This window comes from Bradyrhizobium ottawaense, assembly GCF_900099825.1.
GTDB classification, from domain to species: Bacteria; Pseudomonadota; Alphaproteobacteria; order Rhizobiales; family Xanthobacteraceae; genus Bradyrhizobium; species Bradyrhizobium ottawaense_A.
This window is the reverse complement of record NZ_LT629693.1, coordinates 3,391,876-3,410,458: the sequence shown is the minus strand read 5'-3', so window position 1 is coordinate 3,410,458 and position 18,583 is coordinate 3,391,876. Positions and strand designations below refer to the sequence as shown.

General features: G+C 61.8%; 19 protein-coding genes. 10 read left to right on the top strand and 9 right to left on the bottom strand.

Features of this window, described 5'->3' with window-relative positions; translation table 11 throughout:
* Nucleotides 1-591 precede the first annotated feature (591 nt).
* Together BLR13_RS15980 and BLR13_RS42250 are read left to right on the top strand one after the other, a co-directional pair.
* On the top strand, nucleotides 592-1,512 hold the full coding sequence (locus tag BLR13_RS15980) for a hypothetical protein (protein ID WP_143039723.1): 921 nt from the start codon (nucleotides 592-594) through the stop codon (nucleotides 1,510-1,512).
* A gap of 205 nt (nucleotides 1,513-1,717) precedes the next feature.
* Nucleotides 1,718-1,840: a hypothetical protein gene (locus tag BLR13_RS42250; protein ID WP_283806910.1), complete on the top strand. Its 123-nt coding sequence runs from the start codon at nucleotides 1,718-1,720 to the stop codon at nucleotides 1,838-1,840.
* A gap of 54 nt (nucleotides 1,841-1,894) precedes the next feature.
* On the opposite strand, the gene BLR13_RS40190 is transcribed toward BLR13_RS42250, so the two are convergent.
* Together BLR13_RS40190 and BLR13_RS15965 are read right to left on the bottom strand one after the other, a co-directional pair.
* The gene (locus BLR13_RS40190) at nucleotides 1,895-2,374 is read right to left on the bottom strand and encodes a hypothetical protein (protein WP_143039724.1); all 480 of its coding nucleotides are present in this window, start codon (nucleotides 2,372-2,374) and stop codon (nucleotides 1,895-1,897) included.
* 20 nt (nucleotides 2,375-2,394) lie between these two features.
* On the bottom strand, nucleotides 2,395-2,868 hold the full coding sequence (locus BLR13_RS15965; protein ID WP_074822129.1) for a hypothetical protein: 474 nt from the start codon (nucleotides 2,866-2,868) through the stop codon (nucleotides 2,395-2,397).
* A 1,561-nt stretch (nucleotides 2,869-4,429) separates the two neighbouring features.
* Here BLR13_RS15965 and BLR13_RS15960 point away from each other — a divergent pair.
* The 3 genes from BLR13_RS15960 (at nucleotide 4,430) to BLR13_RS15950 (ending at nucleotide 8,822) form a co-directional block, all read left to right on the top strand.
* The gene (locus tag BLR13_RS15960) at nucleotides 4,430-5,173 is read left to right on the top strand and encodes a DUF2786 domain-containing protein (RefSeq protein WP_074822131.1); all 744 of its coding nucleotides are present in this window, start codon (nucleotides 4,430-4,432) and stop codon (nucleotides 5,171-5,173) included.
* A 287-nt stretch (nucleotides 5,174-5,460) separates the two neighbouring features.
* Nucleotides 5,461-6,531: a S1C family serine protease gene (locus BLR13_RS15955; protein ID WP_349517736.1), complete on the top strand. Its 1,071-nt coding sequence runs from the start codon at nucleotides 5,461-5,463 to the stop codon at nucleotides 6,529-6,531.
* Nucleotides 6,532-6,599: 68 nt separating this feature from the next.
* Nucleotides 6,600-8,822 carry an SLC26A/SulP transporter family protein gene (locus BLR13_RS15950; RefSeq protein WP_074822137.1) on the top strand — a complete coding sequence of 741 codons (2,223 nt, stop codon included), beginning with the start codon at nucleotides 6,600-6,602 and terminating at the stop codon, nucleotides 8,820-8,822.
* A gap of 17 nt (nucleotides 8,823-8,839) precedes the next feature.
* Here the strand turns inward: BLR13_RS15950 and BLR13_RS15945 are convergent, their stop codons facing one another.
* Nucleotides 8,840-9,148, bottom strand: a complete 309-nt coding sequence (locus tag BLR13_RS15945; protein WP_074831458.1) for a hypothetical protein — start codon at nucleotides 9,146-9,148, stop codon at nucleotides 8,840-8,842.
* 220 nt (nucleotides 9,149-9,368) lie between these two features.
* On the opposite strand from BLR13_RS15945, the gene BLR13_RS15940 reads away from it, so the two are divergent.
* Nucleotides 9,369-9,548: a hypothetical protein gene (locus tag BLR13_RS15940; protein ID WP_074831459.1), complete on the top strand. Its 180-nt coding sequence runs from the start codon at nucleotides 9,369-9,371 to the stop codon at nucleotides 9,546-9,548.
* Nucleotides 9,536-9,844, top strand: a complete 309-nt coding sequence (locus BLR13_RS15935; protein WP_143039725.1) for a hypothetical protein — start codon at nucleotides 9,536-9,538, stop codon at nucleotides 9,842-9,844. The genes BLR13_RS15940 and BLR13_RS15935 overlap by 13 nt, the downstream gene beginning before the upstream one ends.
* Nucleotides 9,845-9,868: 24 nt before the next feature.
* On the opposite strand, the gene BLR13_RS15930 is transcribed toward BLR13_RS15935, so the two are convergent.
* Both BLR13_RS15930 and BLR13_RS15925 read right to left on the bottom strand, forming a co-directional pair.
* A complete protein-coding gene (locus BLR13_RS15930) occupies nucleotides 9,869-10,420 on the bottom strand; it encodes a hypothetical protein (RefSeq protein WP_244525186.1) in 552 nt (183 codons plus the stop codon).
* Between the two features lie 132 nt (nucleotides 10,421-10,552).
* Nucleotides 10,553-11,017, bottom strand: a complete 465-nt coding sequence (locus BLR13_RS15925) for an Lrp/AsnC family transcriptional regulator (RefSeq protein ID WP_074822144.1) — start codon at nucleotides 11,015-11,017, stop codon at nucleotides 10,553-10,555.
* Between the two features lie 159 nt (nucleotides 11,018-11,176).
* Between BLR13_RS15925 and BLR13_RS15920 the strand changes: the two genes are divergently transcribed.
* Nucleotides 11,177-12,190, top strand: a complete 1,014-nt coding sequence (locus tag BLR13_RS15920) for a 1-aminocyclopropane-1-carboxylate deaminase (protein WP_074831462.1) — start codon at nucleotides 11,177-11,179, stop codon at nucleotides 12,188-12,190.
* Between the two features lie 3 nt (nucleotides 12,191-12,193).
* On the opposite strand, the gene recQ is transcribed toward BLR13_RS15920, so the two are convergent.
* On the bottom strand, nucleotides 12,194-14,056 hold the full coding sequence (gene recQ / locus BLR13_RS15915; protein ID WP_074822149.1) for a DNA helicase RecQ: 1,863 nt from the start codon (nucleotides 14,054-14,056) through the stop codon (nucleotides 12,194-12,196).
* A gap of 162 nt (nucleotides 14,057-14,218) precedes the next feature.
* On the opposite strand from recQ, the gene BLR13_RS15910 reads away from it, so the two are divergent.
* Nucleotides 14,219-14,572 (top strand): Hpt domain-containing protein, encoded by a 354-nt coding sequence (locus BLR13_RS15910; RefSeq protein WP_074822152.1) that lies wholly within the window; start codon nucleotides 14,219-14,221, stop codon nucleotides 14,570-14,572.
* Here BLR13_RS15910 and BLR13_RS15905 read toward each other — a convergent pair.
* From BLR13_RS15905 to BLR13_RS15895, 3 genes are all read right to left on the bottom strand, one after another.
* Nucleotides 14,566-15,942 (bottom strand): vWA domain-containing protein, encoded by a 1,377-nt coding sequence (locus BLR13_RS15905; protein ID WP_074822155.1) that lies wholly within the window; start codon nucleotides 15,940-15,942, stop codon nucleotides 14,566-14,568. The genes BLR13_RS15910 and BLR13_RS15905 overlap by 7 nt on opposite strands.
* 7 nt (nucleotides 15,943-15,949) lie before the next feature.
* Complete coding sequence (locus BLR13_RS15900) at nucleotides 15,950-16,897, bottom strand: AAA family ATPase (RefSeq protein WP_074831464.1); 948 nt, start codon at nucleotides 16,895-16,897, stop codon at nucleotides 15,950-15,952.
* A gap of 108 nt (nucleotides 16,898-17,005) precedes the next feature.
* Complete coding sequence (locus tag BLR13_RS15895) at nucleotides 17,006-17,641, bottom strand: HAD-IA family hydrolase (protein ID WP_074822163.1); 636 nt, start codon at nucleotides 17,639-17,641, stop codon at nucleotides 17,006-17,008.
* 109 nt (nucleotides 17,642-17,750) lie between these two features.
* Here BLR13_RS15895 and BLR13_RS15890 point away from each other — a divergent pair, with 109 nt between their 5' ends.
* Nucleotides 17,751-18,512, top strand: a complete 762-nt coding sequence (locus BLR13_RS15890; RefSeq protein WP_074831466.1) for a S1 family peptidase — start codon at nucleotides 17,751-17,753, stop codon at nucleotides 18,510-18,512.
* Nucleotides 18,513-18,583 lie beyond the last annotated feature (71 nt).

Here is an 18,583-nt window from a genome sequence, read left to right as displayed (position 1 = left end):
AACGTCTATTTTCAGAATTCGGTCACCGACATTCCCGGGAGTACACAAAGCCTTCGGGAGGTTCATCCTGGTTAAGGCTTCCCTTTTCTGGTCGGTTCGGTCAGCCGCGCTCAAGCTTAGCGTATTCGATGTCATGCAGCCCAAGCGGTCGAAGTTGAGATGGGCGAAAGCAGCAAGAGATTACCAATGCCCTCCGTGCCGCAATGCCGCCGCTTTGTAGCCGGCGTTGTCGCGACGCGTTTCCAATTTTCGTCCAAGATTTGCCGGCCGACTCAAATCACTTGATCTGCGCGAACAGGCGACTGGGGGAAAGCTCAATCATTTGAATTGGAGTGTCGGTATGGAATTAGCTCATTCGCCGCACAGGCAAAGCCGCCGCGTTGACCCCTCCCTTTGGACCAGCAAACCTGTCGACGATGCTTTCTCGCTGCTGGATAATGCCCTTCAGGGGGATGGGCCGGCACCTTGTGGTGACAAACATGCCGATGAAGTCTATTCGCTGCCTGAGGAGAATGCCCGGCTCCGAAAGCTCTTGGCCCAGCTGTCAGAACTGATCCGTAGCAACGTCGGTCCCGCAAGGTAATGCGGATCATGGCAGAACCGCTTCGATTTGTGGGTCCGCGTCGGCCGCGAAATGGTCCGGTTTGGCGGGCGCATGACGCCGTAGCCTCGGGGGCGCACGCGTCATCGCATAACCAGAAGCAAATTCGCGACTTTTGCCAGTTCCTCGCACGTGAATGGGTAGGGAATCGCCCTCATTCCTATGCCATTCCTTCCAGAGGAAAATCGTCGGCATGGTCCCGAGCTGTTGATGGCAAATGGATGGCAGTCGGCTTGGCCGATGCGGCATCGAAGTATGCCCGGAGCGGGAAAGGCTTTTCTGAGAACAAGGCCGAGTTAGATCGTCTTGCTGCTGATCTACAATCCGCTATTTACCGAAATTCCAGCAGCGATGTCTGCTACATTTCGCGTGCGATAATGCACTGGGGTGGGGTCGACAATAAGCATCGACAGAAGCGGACATTTGAGTGGATCGAGCGTAACGCGGATGAGATTTCCTACAAACTTTCCAGCGCAGTCAATCTGATCAAGGATGAATGGGCGCCGCTGGATTCGTTTGATGGCGTAGACTTGATCATGAATTCGACGATGACAAAGATCGTGAGCTTGGCTGACCCGGAGCAGAAGCTCGTGATTTACGACGGCCGGATCGGTGGTGCGCTGGGCTTCTTCGTTGCCAGATTTGCGGAAGAACGGGAAATTCACCAGTATGATCTCGCCGATCAATTGCTGTTCGCCCGAGATCGAGAGACCAAGCGCTCTCCCGAGACGAAGCGCATTCATTTTCCGGTTTTGTTTGGCCAAGCCAGAGATCGCTGCCATGCCTTGATGGTGAGATGGGCATCGCAATTGATCTGGCAAGTTGCAAAAGAATGCCAAGCGAGTCCGCGAGAAATAGAGGCCGCCCTGTTCATGTGGGGATACAACGTTGCAGAAAAGCCAGACAAATAGCTTACGTGAATAGCAGACGTTCCGGGAGTAGCAGGTAAATAGACCTTAGCTCGTCGGGCTTACACTTGAAATTCGTCACTCGGGGGCTTCTGCGTTGGCTAGCCAACCGTAGCTTGGGTATCTACCGATGATAATAGACCCGGAAGAGTTCGTAACCCTTAGCAATCACGGCACTATGAAGCTGCGATCAGCGGTGGTGAGGACGATGATTTTGCCACCCGAAGAACGAAAGCAAGCAACAATCGTTCGGGAAAGCGAGCCGACGATCCTCAAGTTCGAGCAGATCCGAGACCTTGCGGCGCAATGGGAGTTCGTGCCGTCCGAATGAAGCTCCACCAATCTGGTTCGTCGGCGCTACAACAGGATAAGTGCGATGAGCGCCTTATTGAATCGTTTTTAGGCCCAGTAAGGCCTCTAATCGCTCAATTGATTTAGCGAGCTTCACGGTTTCCCGTTTCAAGCCTACAAAACCTTGTTGCGAGCCTTGCTCGGCGATTTCGAGAACTTCTTGCCGAATGTAAGTCAGTCTCCTGCGCCAATTGTCTATTCGGATTCGGTCAGCGAGCTTGGACGCAAAGAAATCGTCGACCGGTTTTTCATCCTTGACCAGTTCAGGAGTGGATGTATTGGGCTCATTTTGGGGCATCTTATCGCACCATCGTCCGATGATTCGACAGAAAGCTTCGCTGCTAAATGTGTCAAAGTTGGAGATTGGAATGAGGCTATGCCTGCTGGGATGGGATCGCTTGCGTGGCTGATGTCCGGTTTTTCGTTGGCCTTCGCAAGGTAGTTCGGCTGCCAAATGTCCGCCTGTGGCAGGAACCGGATCAACCAGGCCGGTCCAGCGAAAGAGAAGAGACATTGTCGTCGCGGCTCGCCGAATCAAATCTCGCAGCCGGCCAAGTCCAGGGCCTTACGCAGACCACCAAACTCGCTCAGCCGGCAAGGCATGGTGTCGGTGCCAACCTTTTGACGTTCGGCGATGGCAGCTCGCCCGATGTTGGCGGTTCTTCGCCTCGACTTGGGTAGGGCAGCGGCAGGGACCTTCGTCAATTTTGGAACAGGCGGATGGCGGTTGATTGGCCTCAAAGTCTCCGGAGCATTGCTAGTCGCGGTCTGCGATGTAGCAATGTGGTCATCGACTTGAGGAGGCGGTGCCGTTGTGTCGGTGCTCGCATAGGTAACTTTAAGTCGATCAGTCTTCGCCAGCGCCCCAAGTGAATCTGAAATGGCGACTGTCTCGACACCGGGCTGACTGGCCGCCGCTCCACGGCGCGGCGGGGTTCTGAGTTCCATTGCCGCCAAGACTCCTACACTCAACGGGATCAGCATGCCCAACAAAACCATTCTCAACATGATGTCCTCCCGCGTAGGACTAGCGCCAGTTGATGAATTCTCCAATCCAGTGAGGCAGCTTCGCGGCGATGGGGGTAGAAATCGCATGCACTCGCGTAAGGCTTTTGAGCAAGGTTAATGGAATAGCATTTGCGGTTCGGCTTGTATGGCTAGGGTGTGGCGATCAGCCCATTGGCTGTGGCGACGATCCAGCGGTTGCCCCAGCGCACGATCGATTCAATTTGGCCAACACCTGGCACGGTGTCACCAACCATTGCTGACCGGATTCCATCCGGTCCCTCGAGGATGGCTGTTCCACCTCGAACGTCGCGAACTGTCCAACCCGCAATCGTAGCCGGGCGGGTCTCCGGTGCCGGGTAAAGTGGCTCGCGGGGGGCAATCGAGCCGGTGGGCAGATCTAGTGGGAGAGACGTCGCAGCCGTTCTGGAAGTCTGTGCGTCAGAGCGGAGCACGGAGCCCATCGATAAATTCGGAGCCTTGGGCGAACCATTGGACCCCGTACCAAGCGCCGCCTGTTTTCGAGCGCTTTCAGGCTTGGGAGCCGACTTCATTTCGGTTCGAGGGGGAGCCGTATTTGGTGGTGCTATAGAGGCGATGGCGGTTGGAGTGCCGTACCAGGTCGAGCCGCTCGCCCATCCCAGCCCAAACCCCAGCGCAAGCGCGCCCGCAACCGCAAAGCAAAGAACATATACCGGGCCGGCGTTGGGCCTCAGGAGTTGCAACGTGTCTTCCCGAATTGGACTGAGGTAGTCCGACAAATCCGCGTCCGCGGGGGGTGACGGCGGTTGACCGCTCGTCTCGTCTTCAAGCGAACCGATATGTTCAAAACTGTTTGATGACTGGACCTGCATGATCGCGACCCTCTGCGGTCATCGATGATCATGCCTAGGACTAAATGAAATCTTAAGAATTTTGGCCGCTGGCGAACAATGGCAGGCCCGACCGCCAGCGGTTGTGCCGGCCATTGGCCGATTTCTTCCATAACAACTGATAGACGAATCCGAACGGAGCTACGGGGACAGTGAACGAAACAATTGCGAGTAACGGCTACGGCAAGCCATTCGCCTGCGTGCGCGGTTCACTCGGTAGCCACCTCCGGTTCACGTTGGCGGCTCTTCCTCAACGACGTACTCACGCGGAACGTGATAGCTTCAATGCATTGAAGCTATCACGATGCAGCCGTCGGATCACAGGTGAAGAGGTGCCTGACCGTACACCGGATAGCATCCGTTGCGTGCCCGTGGTCGTTTAGCGGATTTTGCGATGATGAAATTGTGCGGCTGATTTGCCCGACGTGTCAAGTATTCGGCTCAAACCTGCGGCGGGCGCCGGCTACTTTGCATGGGGTTGTTTTCGATATTTTTGGTGGGAGCCGCGGCGACCAGGCACGACGGCGCCCGGCCTGAACGCGCATAGGCCTTCTCAGGCTGTTGCCCAAATCGTGGGTTTGGTCTAGGAGGGTCGAAAATCCTTGATCTTCCAATGAGGATTGACCGACACTCCCTCCGCCAGCCACCTTCGCCCGGTGTTTCTTAGTCGGACTTTCTCGGAGAGATGATCCGTGGACCAGCAATTCGACACCGCCGGGCTCGACAAGCTAAAGGTCCGCATTCAGGCCTTGCGCGCCAAGACCATCGACAATGGTTGCACCGAGGATGAGGCGCTGTCGGCGGCCGCCAAGGTCGCGGAGTTGCTCGATCGCTACGACCTGTCACTGACCGACCTCGAGCTGCGCGCGACGCCATGCGAGCGTCGCGTCTATGAGACCCATCGCAAGAAGCGAATTCCTCTCGACGACTGCATCGGCGCGATCGCTCATTTCTGTGATTGCCGGGTCTGGCGCGAGAAGGATGCGGCTGGCGCGAGCAGCTATGTCTTCTTTGGTCTGCGCCCGGATATCGAGGTCGCGCATTATCTGACCGAGCTGATCGACGCCGCGGTGCGCGCCGAGCTCGGTCGCTTCAAGACCTCGGCCGATTACGGCCAGTTGCGCCACCAGGAGCGGCATCTGGCCAACGCCTCGTTCGCGCTGGGGATGGTGGCTTCGATTGCGGACAAGCTGATGGCGATGAAGGCCAGTCGCGATGATGTCAACCACAGCACGGGCCGCGGGCTGGTTGTCCTCAAGACCTCGGTGGTCGATGCCGAATTCGACAAGCTCAACATGAAGCTGCGGACACTGCGCAGCAATAGCCGGATGGTGTCGATGATGGCCTATGAAGCCGGCGGCGCCGCCGGCGTGTCGGTGGCCATAAATCCCGGTATCGACGAGGTACCGCCACGGGCCGGGGCGAAACGCAACTGAACTCGGCGAAGGGGAGAAGGTTCGGCCCCATAATTCAAAGAAGCCTTGGACTCCGGTTGTAAGCCAAAATATGCTCGCCCTGATCTTGCTGGGGGCTTGCCATGAATTTCCGCGTTGTTGCCGTCGTAGCGCTGTGGGCTGCGATGTTTGCTGGTTCGAACGCCGAGGCGGGCGGGCCTTACGGTTCGATCAGTATCGGAAACTGGAAGGGCGGGGCTTACACCGACCAGGCCGGCGCGTTTACGCACTGCTCGGCCGGCAGCCAATACGCCAGCGGCATCTACTTCATGGTGATGATCGACAAAGGTGGGGGATGGAGCCTCGCATTTGCTCACGACAAATGGTCGCTGAAGACCGGAGAGGCTTTTCCGCTCACCCTTACCTTCGACGGCCAGCAGCCTTTCAATGTTCACGGCGTGCCGATTGCCGAAAAGCTGGTCCGCGTTCCCATGCCGATCACTTCGTCGCTGATCACCCAGTTTCGAAAAGCGAGGGCTATGACGGCCTATACGCAGGGGCAGCTTTTCCAGTTCAATCTCGATCAGACCGCGCAGTTGCTACCGGCAGTGTTGAACTGCGTCGAGAAGACCAGGCGGGGCGGCATCGCCAGTGCCGGCGACTTCGCCGTCCCCGTCGCCAAGCCGGTGGTTGCCGCCACGACGGCGCCGCCGGGCTCTCAGCCAGCCAAGCCCGACAAAGTGTTTGACCAGACCGGCACCGGTTTCCTCGTCAGCACGAACGGGCACGTCGTAACCAACCAGCATGTCGTCGACGGCTGCGTAGGAGATATTCAGGGCAACCTGACCGGTGAGGCGCCCGCCACGCTGCGTGTCGTTTCCACCGACGAGACCAATGACCTTGCGCTGCTTCAGGCCCCCGGCACGTTCAAGGAGGTCGCCAAGATCAAGGACAAGGCGGTGCAGTCCGGCGATAGCGTCATTGCGATCGGCTTTCCGTTCCACGGACTGCTCACCTCCGATTTCACGGTCACGACGGGAATCGTCAGCTCGCTCAGTGGCCTGTTGAACGACACGCGATTCCTGCAGATCAGCGCTGCCGTTCAGCCCGGCAATAGCGGCGGACCGCTTCTGGCGGCCAGCGGCGACGTGGTCGGCGTGGTTGCCGCAAAATTGAATGCGCTGAAGGTCGTCAGGGCAACGGGCAGCATTCCCGAGAATATCAACTTCGCCATCAAAACGGGCGCGTTGCGGGATTTTCTCGATAACAGCGTGGTGCCCTACCAGATTGCCGACGGCAAGACCGAGTTGAAGACGACAGACATTGCCCGCAATGCAAGGGCGTTTACCCTTTTGATTTCCTGCAAGGCAAAGGCGAAGAGCGAGACGGCAAGGAATTAAGGTCGGATCACGCGCTCCGCGTGTTTTCCCACTAGCCATCCCCCTTGTCTCCCGCGTAAGTAACCGGGATGGAAGCAAAACCCGAGGCGTCGCTCGCTGCGACATTCAACGTCGCCACGGTGCGGGGTGACGTCATTGCCGGCCTCGTGTCTTCGACGGTCGCCATTCCACTCGCGATGGCGTTCGGCATGTTCGCCTTTGTCACGCTGGGCGATGAATATTTCGCCTATGGCGCGATGGCGGGGCTGATGTCGGCGTTTATCGCCGGCGTGGTGTGCGTCGTGCTCGGCGATCGCTCTACGCGCCTTTACGCGCCGCGCATCACCACCACCTTCTTCCTTGGCCTGCTGCTCTTTTCCCTGCTGCATCGCGACACCGCGGGAGGCGGCGAGCCGAGCGTGCCGGCCACGCTCTTGGTGTTCTTTGCCATCATCCTGCTCGGCGGCGTGTTCCAGGGCCTGTTCGGCGTGATGCGGCTCGGCTCGCTGATCAAGTTCGCGCCGCATCCGGTCATGGCCGGTTTTCAGAACATGGCCGCGGTGCTGCTGTTTCTGGTGCAGCTCGGCAATGTGCTCGGCTTCGACCATAATGTGCGCTTCACGCGCGTGTTCGGCGCGCTCGACGAGGCGCGGCCGCTCAGCCTCGTGGTCGCGGTCCTGACCTTTGCGACGATGTGGAACGCGCGCAAGATCACGACCAAAATCCCACCGATGCTGGTTGGCCTCGGCTGCGGCATGCTGGCCTACTACGCGCTTGCTATCGTCGGGCTCGGCGGCGCCTTGGGGCCGATCATCGGTTCACCGACGGCGAGTGCCGGGATGCGTACCGTGCTGGTCGACTTTTCCGGCCTGACGATGGCCGATCCGCTGGAAAAGTCGTGGTCGCTGATCGTCTCGAGCGCGCTGGCGCTGGCGATCATTGCCTCGATCGACGCGCTGCTCTGCGCCAAACTCGCCAGCCGGCCCGGCGAACTGCGCGCCGGCGACGACCGCCTGCTGGTTCGTCTCGGCATCGCCAATGCGATTTCGGCGGCCTTCGGCGGCATCACCAGCGGCATCAATATCGGGCCCAGCCTTGCCAACCGCGCCTTCGGGGCGCAAAGCCCGCTTTCCGTCCTCGTCAATGCTGTGGCGGTACTGGCGGCGGCGACGTTGCTGTTTCCGCTGCTCGCTTACATCCCGCGGGCGGTGCTGTCGGCGGCGGTGATGGTGATCGCGATCCAGCATATCGAGCCCTGGACCCGGCAACTGGCGCAGCGCCTGATCACTCCGGGAACGCCGCAGCGCGGCGCCATTGCGCTCGATCTCGGCGTTTGCCTGTTCGTCTCGCTGCTGTCGATCGCCGTCAATGTCGTGCTGGCGGTGTTCATCGGCATCGTGCTCGCGGTATTTCTGTTCGTGGTGCGCATGAGCCGCTCGAATATTCGAAAGCTCTATCGCTGCGACAATGTCCGTTCGCGGCGCTACCGCGATCCGGCCGAGCTTGCGGTGCTGCACGCGCAGGGCGCCTCGGTGCTGGTGGTCGAGCTGCAGGGCGCGCTGTTCTTCGGCAGCGCCGAGCGGCTGGCGCAGATCGTCGACCGCGAGACCGCACAGGGCACCACAACCCTGCTGCTGGAAATGCGGCGTATCACCGAGATCGACTCGACCGGCGCCCGCATCCTCGGCGATATCGACGCGGCGCTTGCCGCGCGCGGCATCAAGCTCGCGCTGGTGCTGTCCGCGCGCACCGAGACGGCCGCCCGTCTCGCCGACACCTTCCACGCGCCCGCCCGCTTATTTCCGGATATCGACCGCGCGATCGAATGGGCCGAAGACGATCTGCTGCGGCAGACCGCAACCGTGCCGTCATCGGAATGGCCGCTCGACCGGCTGCCGCTGGTCAGCGATTTCACCGCCGACCAGATCGAGCGGTTGCGCGCCTGGCTCGATCCGGTGGCGTGGTCGGCCGGAGAGGTGGTGTTTCGCAGCGGCGATCCCGGCTCGGCGCTCTATCTCGTCACCCAGGGCCGTGCCAGCGTTCACATCCTGCACGACGATGGCGACATCCGGCTGGCGACGTTCGCGCCAGGTGCGGTGTTCGGCGAACTCGCGCTGCTCGATCGCGGACCGCGCTCGGCCACCATCACCGCCGACGAGGATCTCAAGGCGTTCGGCCTGAGCGCCGCTTCCTTTGCGGTGCTGTGCCAGCAGCAGCCGGATCTCGCGATCAAGCTGTTGACGGCTTTGGGCCGGGAGCTGAGCGTGCGCATCCGCTACGCCAACATGACGATCCAGCAGCTGGAGACCTAGCTGAGGCGTCCGAAACCTTATCGTGAATTATTGCTTCGCGTGGGCACGGTCTGCGCATTCCAGCTGCTCCAGCTGACGCTGGCGAGGCTCTGCTGGTCGGTCGCAAGCGGACGCCTGGTCTGCCGTTCGTAGGCCGCGATGATTTGCAGCGACTGGCTGATCTTTCGCTGCAGATCGGCGATGGTCTTTTGGGTCTTGCCGGTCTTCCTCGATTGGGCGGGCTCGCCAACCGTGAACCTGGCGGTCTCGATATGCTTCAGGGTCTCGCGTAGCTTTTTGAGCTGGGCCCGGTGCCACGCGATGGTGCTGTCACTGTCTGCAGACATGAAAACCTCCTGATTCGCCGCCGAGTCTATCACGCATCGAGCGATCCGGCCGATTTCGGCGCCCGCCTCGTTCGAAAACGCGATTACGCCGCAATTTGCCATCGAAGCGACCGGACGCGGGCCACGAAACACCAAACTTGCGTGCGATCCGTCCCCGGACGCGGTTCCCACAAATCATCCTTGCGGAGATCAATGCCCGCTGGAGCCGATGGAGCGCGCGATGAGTGAAACTGAGTTCGACCAGGTGATGGAAGCGGTGCGGACGGCGATCGTGCTGGTGCCGGTAGAGGACGCGCTGGCGAGATCGCTGATATCAGCCGGGCCGCCGGAGGCCACCAACGACAATGTCGGACCGCCCTGGCCGATCATCCCGTTCCCCGAAGGCTCGTGTGTTTCCTGATGGTGCGGTCGGTGTTCGAAATCGTGAAGGCGCCGCTGGGGTGGTCGGTATTTGCCGACAACGTCAAGATCGCCGGCGTCTACGATTCCAGGGGTGCTGCGCTGGAAGCCGCCGCGCTGGCCGCATCCTTTGCCGTCAGCGACGGCGTCGCGGTGCAGATCAACGTACCCGGCGAGGATGAAGAAAGGCCGAGATGGGCAGTCGCGTTTGAAATCGCGGCGACGATCCTGCCAGACCGGGAGCCCGCGGCTGCGCCGTCACCCTCGCGAGGTACCGCCGGCAAATCGCCGGGTTGAGCGAGCCGCGTCGGCCCGCACACCCTAATCGAATGGCGATACCCCGGGGCTGCCGACCCGCATCCGCTTGATGCGGCGCACCGACATCGGCTCGCCGTCGGATTCGTATTGCAGCTCGTATTTCTTGCCGCTCTTGTCCATCGCCGTGCAGGAGATGGTGGACATCTGCATCGTCACGAAATTTCCGACCTGCTTGCACATGCCGGCCGACGCTTCGATGAACGGCACCGGCAGTCCATCGGCTTTCGGCCGGTCCTTGGATTTCAGCATCATCCGGTCGATCGGCAATTCGTACAGATTGGCTTCCGGACGCCGGCCGTTGTCGCCGGAAAAGGTGATGATGTGGCTGTCGTCGTCGGGATCGTCGAGCGCCACCGTAAAATTCGCGCGGCCTTCCTCGGTCTGGAAGAACGCAACGGCCCTGCAGGTGAAATCCTGTCCGGCGATTTTCAGGGTGCGGCACTTTCCCGACATCATCGCGAAGATGATGGTATCCGGATCATCGGCGGCGAACGACGGCGTCGCAAGCAGGGCTGCGGCCACGGCGAAAGCATGCCAGCAGGTACGCATCGTCATGACGGGCTGACGGGAGGGAGCATGGGAGGGGCGCCGTGGTACATCGATCGAATCGTGGGTAGGAACCAATGCATAGCACTTAAAGGCAAAATAGCGCCGGTTTTGTGGTACGGCGGCCATGCCTGAGCCGGCTCAAAAGTCCAGCGGCGCATTGTCGACCACCTCCTTCATGACGAAGAAGGTCCGGGTCTGGCGGACGCCTGGCAGCGCGATCAGTTGGTCGCCGTGGATGCGGTTGAAATCCTCCATGTCACCGACGCGGATTTTGGGAAAATAATCGAAATCGCCGGCCACCAGATGGCAATCGAGCACGAATTTCAGTTTCGCGATCGCCCGCTCGAAGGCCGCAAAACTTTCCGGCGTGGAGCGGTCGAGCACGACACCCACCATGACCAGTGCGCCCTTGCCGACTTTGCGTGGCGCTACCATCGCCCGGACCTCGCCGATAAAACCCTCGTCGAACAGGCGTTGGGTGCGGCGATGACAGGTAGCCGGGCTGACGCCGACCGTTTCGGCCAGCTCGGCATTGCTCAGCCGGCCGCTATTCTGCAGCAGACGCAATATCTTGAGGTCGATGCGGTCGAGCGGACCGGCCATGGAAGAATCTCTCGAAATTTCCCGAGAAGACGGATGAAAATCTAGCATTCATGGAACTTTTCGCAAGAAGTCTAGAAAATCGATATCAACTTAGAGAGCACCTTTCCGGCCCTTGGTGATAGGGCATCTCTGCAGATCAGGCCCTCAATGGAGATGACGATGCTGGAGAAATTCGAGCGCTATCCGCTGACGTTCGGACCGACCCATATCGAGAAGCTGGAGCGGTTGACGCAGCATCTCGGCGGCAAGGTTGAGCTCTACGCCAAGCGGGAGGATTGCAATTCGGGGCTCGCCTTCGGCGGCAACAAGCTGCGCAAGCTCGAATACATCATCCCCGACGCGATCGCCTCCAACGCCGATACGCTGGTCTCGATCGGCGGTGTGCAATCCAACCATACCCGCATGGTCGCGGCGGTGGCGGCGAAGATCGGCATGAAGTGCCGTCTGGTGCAGGAGAGCTGGGTCCCGCATGAGGATGCGGTCTACGACCGCGTCGGCAATATCCTGCTCAGCCGCGTCATGGGCGCCGACGTGCGACTGGTCGACGAAGGTTTCGACATCGGTATCCGGCAAAGCTGGGAGCAGGCGATCGCGGACGTGAAAGCCGCGGGCGGCAAGCCCTATGCGATCCCGGCCGGCGCTTCCGTGCACAAATATGGCGGGCTCGGCTATGTCGGCTTCGCCGAGGAGGTCCGGGCCCAGGAGAAAGAACTCGGCTTCGCCTTCGACTACATCGTGGTTTGCACGGTCACCGGTTCCACCCATGCCGGCATGCTGGTGGGATTTGCCAAGGACGGCCGCGCGCGCAAGGTGGTCGGCATCGACGCGTCCTTTACTCCGGCGCAAACCAAGGCCCAGGTGCTCGACATCGCCCGCAACACGGCAAGCCTCGTCGAACTCGGCAGCGAGATCGTCGCGGACGATGTTGTACTGATCGAAGACTATGCCTATCCCGCCTACGGCGTGCCTTCAGAAGAGACCAAGGACGCCATCCGGCTCTGCGCCCGCCTCGAAGGCATGATCACGGATCCGGTCTACGAGGGAAAATCTATGCAGGGCATGATCGACCTCGTCGACAAGGGCTATTTCCCCGCGGGGTCGAAGGTGCTCTACGCGCATCTCGGCGGCGCGCCGGCGATCAATGGATACGCCTATACGTTCCGCAACGGATGACGCTCATGCCTCTGCCGCCCGCACCAGCGCGATCAGCTCATCGCCGTAGTGCTCGAGTTTTTTGTCGCCGATCCCGGGGATGTTGCGAAGCTCGTTGAGTGTCGTCGGTCGCGACGCGGCGATGCCGTCGATGGTCGAATCGTGCAGCACGACATAAGCGGGCACGCCGCGTTTGCGCGCGATTTCCGAACGCCATGCCCTGAGGTCGGTCTGCAGGCCGGCATCGTTATGCCGGCCCTCGTCGGTGGCGCGCGGCGCCAGATCGCCGCGTCGCGATTTGCTCCGGCTGGCCCGGACACGGGCTCCGGCGGGCGCCTCGCGCAGCATGACGTCGGTCTCGCCCTTCAGCACGGCGCGCGCGGTCTCCGTCAGCTTCAGCGCGCCAAAGGCCTCGCTGTCAGCCTGAAGATGACCCATGGCGACCAACTGGCGAACCACGGAGCGCCATTGTTTCTCGTTGAGTTCGGAGCCGATGCCGAACACCGATAATTTGTCGTGCCCGAATTGGGTGACGCGCTCGGTCAGGCGTCCGACCAGCACATCGATCAGGTGCATGGCGCCGAAGCGCTGCCCGGTACGGTAGGCGCAGGACAGCAGCTTTTGCGCGGCGACCTTGCCGTCGCGAAGCTGCGGCGGCGACAGACAGTTGTCGCAATTGCCGCAATTACCAGCGCTGACCGCCTCACCGAAATAGCCGAGCAGGCGGCTGCGCCGGCAGCCCGCGGTTTCGGCGAGACCGACCAGTGCGTCGAGCTTGCCGACCGATACGCGCTTGAACGCGTCGGACCCGGTGGATTCGTCGATCATGCGGCGCTGCTGCACGATATCGGACAGGCCATAGGCCATCCAGGCGCTGGACGGCTTGCCGTCGCGCCCCGCACGGCCGGTTTCCTGGTAATAGGCCTCGATGCTCTTCGGCAAATCGAGATGCGCCACGAAACGCACGTCGGGCTTGTCGATGCCCATGCCGAACGCGATGGTGGCGACCATCACGACGCCGTCCTCGTTGATGAAGCGATCCTGATTGCGGGCGCGAACGCTGGCGTCGAGGCCGGCATGATAGGGCAGAGCGGGGATGCCGGCCTTGGTCAGCGCCGCGGCGGTGTCCTCGACCTTGGCCCGCGACAGGCAATAGACGATGCCGGCGTCGCCGGCATGGCGCTCGTCGATGAACGCCTTGAGCTGGGTCGGCGCGTTCTGCTTCTCGACGATTTCATAGCGAATGTTCGGACGGTCGAAGCTGGCGACAAAGCGGGGCGCATCGGCAAGGCCGAGCCGGTCGGCGATCTCCTTTCGCGTCAGATCGTCGGCGGTCGCGGTCAGCGCGATGCGCGGCACGTCGGGGAAGCGTTCGGCGAGCACGGACAGGCCGATATATTCCGGGCGGAAATCATGCCCCCATTGCGACACGCAATGCGCCTCGTCGATCGCAAACAGCGCGATTTTGGCGCGACCGAGCAGATTCAGGCAGCGTGGCGTCAACAGCCGCTCGGGCGCCACGTACAGCAGGTCGAGATCGCCGGCGAGCAGACGGCGCTCGACGTCGTTGGCTTCCTCGAAAGTTAGCGTCGAGTTCAGCACCGCCGCCTTGACGCCGGCTTCCAACAGGCCCGCGACCTGGTCGCGCATCAGCGCGATCAGCGGCGAGACCACGATGCCGCAGCCGTCGCGCAGCAACGAAGGCAGCTGATAGCACAGCGACTTGCCGCCGCCGGTCGGCATCAGCACCAGGCAGTTGCCGCCGCCGCTGACGTGGCGGACGATTTCTTCCTGCGCGCCGCGAAACGCCGGCAAGCCGAACACGGCATTCAGCACGGACAGCGCATCGGGGGCATTGTCGCGGTGACGGGCTGCGGGGGAAGGCATGGGGAATCAGGTCATCCAGCTGGAAATCCCTGATATCACTAACCGATCGTAAAATTCAGGAAAAGTTCTGTCAGCCGGGCTTTACGCGCCGTCCACGCGGTTGCGTTAGCCTTCGGCGGCTCGGCCGGCGTCCCGGGCCAACAACGAGGAAAGACCGCGCGCATGAATGAAGCGCTCCTGTTCGACCCATCCGTGTTCCGCGGACTCTGTTCCGAACTCGGAAACGAAGACGCTGCCGAGGTGCTGCAGGCTTTCCTGGCCGATACGCCCCGCAAGCTGGCCATCATGATATCGGACGTGCCGGATCGTCCGTCGATCAAGCGGGCGGCGCATTCGATCAAAAGCTCGGCGGCGATCTTCGGCTTTGCAAAATTGTCGGCGCTGGCGCGCGACCTCGAATCCGGCATCGAGGGCATGAGCGCGCCACAATTGCATGATTGCGTCGAAACCGTGCGCCAGGCATTCGAGCAAACGGCTGAATTTGCGCAGGCGAACCTGCTGCAGCCGGCTTACTGATAGCTCGCCACGATATCCGATACCGCGCGTTCGAGCTGCTGCGCGGTCGCGCATTGGCGGACCACGGTGCAGAAAGTCGAATAGCGCGGCATTTCGGAATCGCCCCAGCCCCAGGCCATGCGACCCTCGGGATTGAGCCATACCAGCCGCTTCGAGCGTTCGGCGATGCGGCGCAGGATGTCGGCGCGCGGATCGAGGTTGTTGCTGCGGGCATCGCCGAGCACGATCACTGTCGTTCGCGGCGTCAGCGAGTTCATGAATTCGTTCTCGAAATCGGCGAATGAATTGCCGTAGTCGGACGAGCCGAATCCCGCCTTGGACATGATCTCGGCCATCGCCTCTTCCGGCGATTTCTTCTCCAGGATGTCGCTGACCTCGATCAGGTGGGCGGAGAATGCGAACGAGCGGACGTCGTCGACGACCTCATGCAGGCTGTGGATCAAGAGCAGGAAGAAATCCGAGACCCGCGCCACCGAGCCCGAGACGTCGCAGATGGCGACGATCTTCGGTTTGTCGCGGTGCCGGCGTTTCCAGGCGGTGAGGAACGGCACGCCGCCCCATGCCGCGTTGCGCCGGATCGTGCGGCGCACGTCGAGATGGCCGCGGCGCTGGCGCTTGCGCGGCTTGCTGTAGCGCTCGCGCAGGCGGCGCGCGATCTGGCGTATCAGATGCCGCATCTGCTCGATCTGCCGCGGCTCTATCCGGGACAACGGCGCGTTGCGCAAAATCTCGTTGCGCAGGTTCTCGGCTTCCTCGCGGCCGTACAGCATCAGCGCCTGCGCGACGGTTTCGCGAACGGTGCCGCGCAAACCCTCCAGCGCATCCGTCAACCGCTCCGCCAGCGCGGGGTTGGTTGCCTGGAGGTCGTCGAGATCGTCGCGGAGACGCTGGATACCCATCCGTTCGAGGATGCGGCCGGAGAAGATGCCGCGCTGGGTGAAGTAGCGGATATCCGACAGCGAGGCTGCACTGGCCGCGTTGGCGATCGCGGCCGAAATCTCGTTGCGGTCCTGCGCCAGCAGCATCTGCGCCAGTTGGCCCAGCCCCTCGGCCTGCTCGCCGCCGCCGCTGGCGTCACCAGGCGAGCCGGCTGCCTGATCGGATCCTTCCGTGTCAGGCTCGTCCGCCTCGTTGTCCTCGCGCAGGGCTTGCGGCTCCGGCTGATCGAAGAACAGGTCGAAGCAATCGCCGAGCGCCTTCTTCTCGTCCTGGGTCTTGGCGAGCGTCAGCAGAAATGTATCGCGCAGGATCGCACGATCGGCGATGCCGACCTTGGCGACCGCGCGCATCGCGTCGATGCTCTCGGCCGGCGAGAGCCGGACACCCGCGCCCCGCGCCGCACGAAAGAAGCGATGCAGGTTTTCTCTCATGCCGGCGTTACCCGAAGACGTTCTGACGCGAGGTCTTGGCGATGAAGGTGGAGACCTGAGGCATGGTGGCCTCGATATCCGCTTCGTATTTCAGCAGCACGTTCAGCGTGTCCTTGACGATCTCGTGGCCCAGTTCCGTGGCCTGCAACAGCACCAGCACGCGCGCCCAGTCGATGGTCTCGCTCACCGACGGCAATTTCTTCAGATCGAGCGACCGGACTTCGTGGATGAAGCCGACCATCTGCTTGCGCAGGGTCTGCGAAATGCCGGGCACGCGGCTTTCGATGATGCGTTCTTCCAGTCGCTGCTCGGGGAAGCCGATGTGCAGATGCAGGCAGCGCCGCTTCAGCGCGTCGCCGAGGTCGCGTTCGCTGTTCGAGGTCAGGATCACGGTCGGCGCCGCAACCGCCACCACCGTCCCGAGTTCCGGAATCGTGACCTGGAAATCGCTGAGGATTTCCAAGAGCAGCGATTCGAACTCGGCGTCGGACTTGTCGATTTCGTCGATCAGCAGCACGCAGCCGGCGGGTTGCTCCAGCGCCTGCAACAGCGGCCGCGGCTCGACGAATTCCTTGGAGAAGAACACGTCGCCGAAGTCATGCAGCTGTTCCAGCGCCGCCTCGAGCGTCGGGGCGCCGCCGAGCACTTCGCCGAGCTTGTCCTTGAGGATCTGCGTATACAGAAGCTGCTTGGCGTATTTCCACTCGTAGAGCGCCTTGGCTTCGTCGAGCCCTTCATAGCATTGCAGCCGGATCATCTTCAGTCCGCGCCATGCCGCGATCGCTTTCGCCAGCTCGGTCTTGCCGACGCCGGCGGGGCCTTCGACGAGAATTGGTTTCTCGATCTGCTGCCCCAGATAGACCGCCGTAGCGATCTGGCGGCTCGCAATATAGCCCTGCGCCGCAAGACCACTTTCCACTGCCTCGATCGAGGCCAAAGGCCGATTGTCAGCCACGGGTTTCAACTCCGAATTCAAGTGATTTCAGAGTGTTCTGCCTGCGTTCCCGGCAAAGGACAAGCCTCGTTTCAACATAAGGAGGCCGCAAATTCCGCGATTTTCCGTCTAGCGCAATGCCAGCCCGGTCGCGGCTTCGAGCTCCGTGATCGCCTGCGCGGCGTTGAGCACCTTGATCGTGGTCATGCCCATGTCGCGCGCCGGCTTCAGGTTGACGCCGAGGTCGTCGAGATAGACGCAATTCTTCGGGTTCACTTTCAGCGTCTCGACCATGATCTGGTAGATGCGCGGGTCGGGTTTTCTCAAGCCGAGTTTCGCGGATTCGATGACGTGGTCGAACAGCACCATCACTTCGGCGACATAGAGTGAGCGGCCGCTGTGGCTGCCGATGGCGTTGGCCGGCAGATTGTTGGTGATGCAGCCGGTCTTGAATTTGGCCTTCACGCGCTTGAGCGCCTCGACCATTTCCGGCCGCAGGTCGCCTGACAGCAGCGGCAGCACGTCCTTGCCGCGAACTTCGGCGCCGAGCGCCCGCGATTCCTTCGCGAACAATTCGTCGAACGCTTCGATATCGACCTCGGCGCGCTCGAACTTCGCCCAGGCGTTCTCCAGATGGTTGGCGGCGTTGGTGCGCCGGATGATGTCGGCGGGCAGCCCGCGCTCGGTCTCGTATCGCGAGAAAGCCTCGAACGGCGAGGTGGTCAGCACCCCGCCGAAATCCCAGATCACGGCCTCGATCATCATTCTCTGCCCATATCGATAAATGTTGCAGAGCGGCTAACACGGAATGGCCGATGGAACCAGCCCGATCCGCCGCTTGGCGACAGTCGTGGCGCGGGTTATGGCTGCGGTCATGAAAATTCTGCCTTCCATGATCGCCGGCCTCGCGCTGCTGCTAGCGGTTCCCGCTTACGCCATCGTCGGCGGCGGCGCGCCGTCGACGGACGGCGTCGCCCGTTCGGTCGTTACCATCGTCGGTTCTCGCGGCAATTTCTGCACGGGATCGCTGATCGCGCCAAAGCTGGTGCTGACCGCGGCGCATTGCGTGCAGCCCGGCGCAGACTACAAGATCGTCGAATATGGCGCGGACAGGCAGCCTTCGTTGCAGGACGTCAAGACAGTCGCGATCCATCCCGGCTTCAACATGCAGACCATGCTGGCGCATCGGGCCACCGCCGATGTCGCGCTGTTGCGGCTCGAGGCACCGGCCAAGGCAAAGGTACCAACGGTACTGGGGATGCCCAACATTCCGATCGTCGTCGGCAGCCGCTTTTCCATCGCCGGCATCGGCGTGACCGTTCGCGGCGACGGCAAGAGCGGCGGCACCATCCGTGTCGCCGGGCTGGTTGCGACCGGCAAACCCGGGACGCTGCAGATCAGGCTCGTCGATCCCGTCAACCAGGGCACGCGCGACGGGCTCGGCGCCTGCACCGGCGATTCCGGCGCGCCGGTGTTCGAGGATCAGCAGAGCGGCCCAGCGATCGTCGGCGTCGTCAGTTGGTCGACCGGGCCGAACGGCTCGGCGGGCTGCGGCGGTCTCACCGGCGTCACGCCGCTGACGCTGTACCGTGACTGGATCTTGCAAACCGCGCGGCAGTGGGGCGCAGGGTTGTAGCTTTCGCGGAGGCGTAGGGTGGGCAAAGGCGCCCTTGCGCCGTGCCCACCATCTCTCCTGAACCGATGTGT